Origin of the sequence: Curtobacterium sp. B18 (genome assembly GCF_000333375.1) — a bacterium.
Lineage (GTDB): Bacteria > Actinomycetota > Actinomycetes > Actinomycetales > Microbacteriaceae > Curtobacterium.
Map to the genome: position 1 here is coordinate 1 of NZ_BACZ01000291.1, position 2,921 is coordinate 2,921.

Below are 2,921 nucleotides of genomic sequence, written 5' to 3' on the forward strand. Positions count from 1 at the left end.
GAACCGGCGGTCCGCGATCGCGCGGATCCGCTCGGGGGTCAGTTCGACCGACGCGTCGGGGTCGGCGAACAGGACGAAGTCGTTGCCGGTCCCCTGGCCCTTGGTGAAGTGCAGCTCGGTCACGGGACGATCCTACGGGCAGCCGCCGTCAGCGCAGCCCGGTCCGCGCCGGTGACGTCGAGGACCTCGGCGTCCGTGTACCGCCGGAACCACGACACCTGCCGTCGGGCGTACTTCCGGGTCGCGACGCCGGTCGCCTCGATCGCCTGATCGACGGACGCGTCGCCGCGCAGCACCTCGAGCGCCTGCGAGTACCCGATCGCCGCCCGCGCGGTCCGCCCCGATTCGAGTCCGCGCTCGCGGAGGCCCTCGACCTCGTCGACCAGCCCCGCGGCGAACATGCGCGCCGCGCGCTCGTGGAGCGCGTCGACGAGCTCGGCGCGTTCACGGTGCAGGCGCAGGATGCGCGCGGGTCGCCAGGCGCGGGGCGCGGACGGGAGGCTCGGGGTCACGACCTCGGACCGGCTCGCGATCTCGAGTGCGCGGATCAACCGCCGCGGATTGCGCGCGTCGATGCTCGCCGCCGCCGACGGGTCGAGGCCGCGGAGCCGCTCCAGCAGGATGCCCGGGCCGCGTTCCTCGTGCTCGCGCTCGAGCCGTGCCCGCAACTCGGGGTCGGTCCCCGGGAAGGCCAGGTCGAACAGCACCGCGGACACGTAGAGCCCGCTCCCGCCGACGAGCAGGGCGACGGCCCCGCGGCGGTGGATCGCCTCGATCTCGGCCCGGGCGTCGCGCTGGTACGCGGCCACACTGGCCTCGTCGGTGACGTCCAGGACGTCGAGCTGGTGGTGCGGGATGCCCCGGCGCTCTTCGAGCCCGAGCTTCGCGGTACCGATGTCCATGCCCCGGTAGAGCTGCATGGCGTCGGCGTTGACGATCTCGGCCGGTCGGCCTGCGGCGAGGAGGCGTTCGGCGATGGCGATGCCGAGGTCGGACTTGCCGGTGCCGGTCGCCCCGACGACCGCGATCAGATCGGCGTCGGCTGCGCTCGCGGGGTCGGCGGGTCGCGCGGGGTCGGCGGGTCGCGCGGGGTCGGCGGGACGCGCGGGGTCGGCGCGCTCCTCGTCAGCGCCCGACACGGAGCGTGGGCAGGCCGAGCGAGACCGGCCGCGGAGCGTCGGTGGCGCCGGCCGTGGTCGGCGTCGGCACCCCGCAGCTCTCGGCCTGGGCCCGGTCCCACGCGTCGCCGGCGCGGGTGCGACGGATCCGAAGCGGCGCGTCGCTGTCGGCGAGGAGGAAGTGCGGCGCCGACCGCGTGACCTCGACCGTGACGACGTCGCCGGGCCGGGGCACGTCGGAGCCGTCCGGCACCGAGAAGTGCACGAGCCGCGAGTCCTCGGCGCGTCCGGACAGCCGCCGGGTCGCGTCGTCCTTCTTGCCCTCGCCCGTCGCGACGAGCACCTCGACCGTGCGGCCGACCTGCTTCGCGTTCTCCTCGGCGGTGATGTGCTCCTGCAGGGCGACGAGGCGCTCGTAGCGCTCCTGCACGACGTCCTTCGGCAGCTGCTCGTCCATCGTCGCCGCGGGGGTTCCCGGACGGATCGAGTACTGGAACGTGAACGCCGACGCGAAGCGCGACTGCTCGACGACGCGCAGGGTGTCCTCGAAGTCGGCGTCGGTCTCACCGGGGAACCCGACGATGATGTCGGTCGAGATCGCCGCGTGCGGGATCTTCGCCCGGACTCGGTCGAGGATGCCGAGGAACCGCTCGCTCCGGTAGCTGCGGCGCATCGCCTTGAGGACGCGGTCCGAGCCGGACTGCAACGGCATGTGCAGCTGCGGCATCACGTTCGGCGTCTCTGCCATGGCGTCGATGACGTCGTCCGTGAAGGCGGCCGGGTGCGGGCTCGTGAACCGGATCCGCTCGAGGCCGTCGATCTGCCCGGCGGCGCGCAGGAGCTTGCCGAACGCCTGGCGGTCCCCGAACTCGACCCCGTAGGAGTTCACGTTCTGACCGAGCAGTGTCACCTCGATCGCCCCGTCGTCGACGAGCGCCTGGATCTCGGCGAGCACGTCACCCGGGCGGCGGTCCTTCTCCTTGCCGCGGAGTGACGGCACGATGCAGAACGTGCACGTGTTGTTGCAGCCGACCGAGATCGACACCCATCCGCTGTGCGTGGAGTCGCGCTTCGTCGGCAGGGTGGACGGGAAGACGTCGAGCGACTCGAGGATCTCGATCTGCGCCTCGTCGTTGTGCCGGGCACGTTCGAGCAGGGTGGGCAGCGAGCCCATGTTGTGCGTGCCGAAGACGACGTCGACCCACGGCGCCTTCTCGAGGATGACGTTCTTGTCCTTCTGCGCCAGGCACCCGCCGACCGCGATCTGCATGCCGGGGTGCTCGCGCTTGATGCCCGCGAGCTGCCCGAGGTTGCCGTACAGCCGGTTGTCGGCGTTCTCGCGCACGGCGCACGTGTTGATGACGACGACGTCCGCCTGCTCGCCGTCGGCCGCGACGTAGCCGGCGGCCTGCAGCGACCCGCTCAACCGCTCGGAGTCGTGCACGTTCATCTGGCACCCGTAGGTGCGGACTTGGTAGGTGCGGGGGCGCGCTGCGACGGTGGCCATGGTCGTCCCAGTGTAAAACCGTCGGGACGCTACTCGAAGCGGACGGAACCGCGCGGGCCGGCCGGCGGGCGGCCACCGCCGTCGAGCGCACGCTCGACCGCGATGCGGACGACTCCGCCGTTGTAGCCCTTGCGCATCAGGAACCCGGAGAGCCGACGTTCCGCCGTGGCCCGGTCGAGGCCGCGGAGCTGGCCCGCACGCTTCTGCGCCAGTTCGATCGCGCGGACGAACTCGTCGTCCTCGTCGTCAGCAGCCGCTTCGAGTGCCGCGTCGATCGCTGCCTGGTCGATCCCGCG

General features: G+C 72.4%; 2 protein-coding genes and 2 pseudogenes. All 4 read right to left on the reverse strand.

Features of this window, described 5'->3' with window-relative positions; genetic code table 11:
- Positions 1-123 (reverse strand): annotated as a pseudogene (locus tag I5E_RS26300) (diaminopimelate epimerase); the annotation flags it as partial.
- Positions 120-1,031, reverse strand: coding sequence for a tRNA (adenosine(37)-N6)-dimethylallyltransferase MiaA (gene miaA, locus I5E_RS07700; RefSeq protein ID WP_031261826.1), 912 nt, complete (start codon positions 1,029-1,031; stop codon positions 120-122). The gene miaA and the pseudogene I5E_RS26300, both read right to left, overlap by 4 nt.
- A 94-nt stretch (positions 1,032-1,125) precedes the next feature.
- Positions 1,126-2,625: a tRNA (N6-isopentenyl adenosine(37)-C2)-methylthiotransferase MiaB gene (gene miaB, locus I5E_RS07705; RefSeq protein WP_022906468.1), complete on the reverse strand. Its 1,500-nt coding sequence runs from the start codon at positions 2,623-2,625 to the stop codon at positions 1,126-1,128.
- A gap of 29 nt (positions 2,626-2,654) precedes the next feature.
- Positions 2,655-2,921 (reverse strand): annotated as a pseudogene (locus I5E_RS07710) (RecX family transcriptional regulator); the annotation flags it as partial.

Excerpts from the sequence above, each read along its gene's own strand:
- miaB (WP_022906468.1), bottom strand. The coding sequence starts at position 2,625 with ATGGCCACCGTCGCAGCGCGCCCCCGCACCTACCAAGTCCGCACCTAC.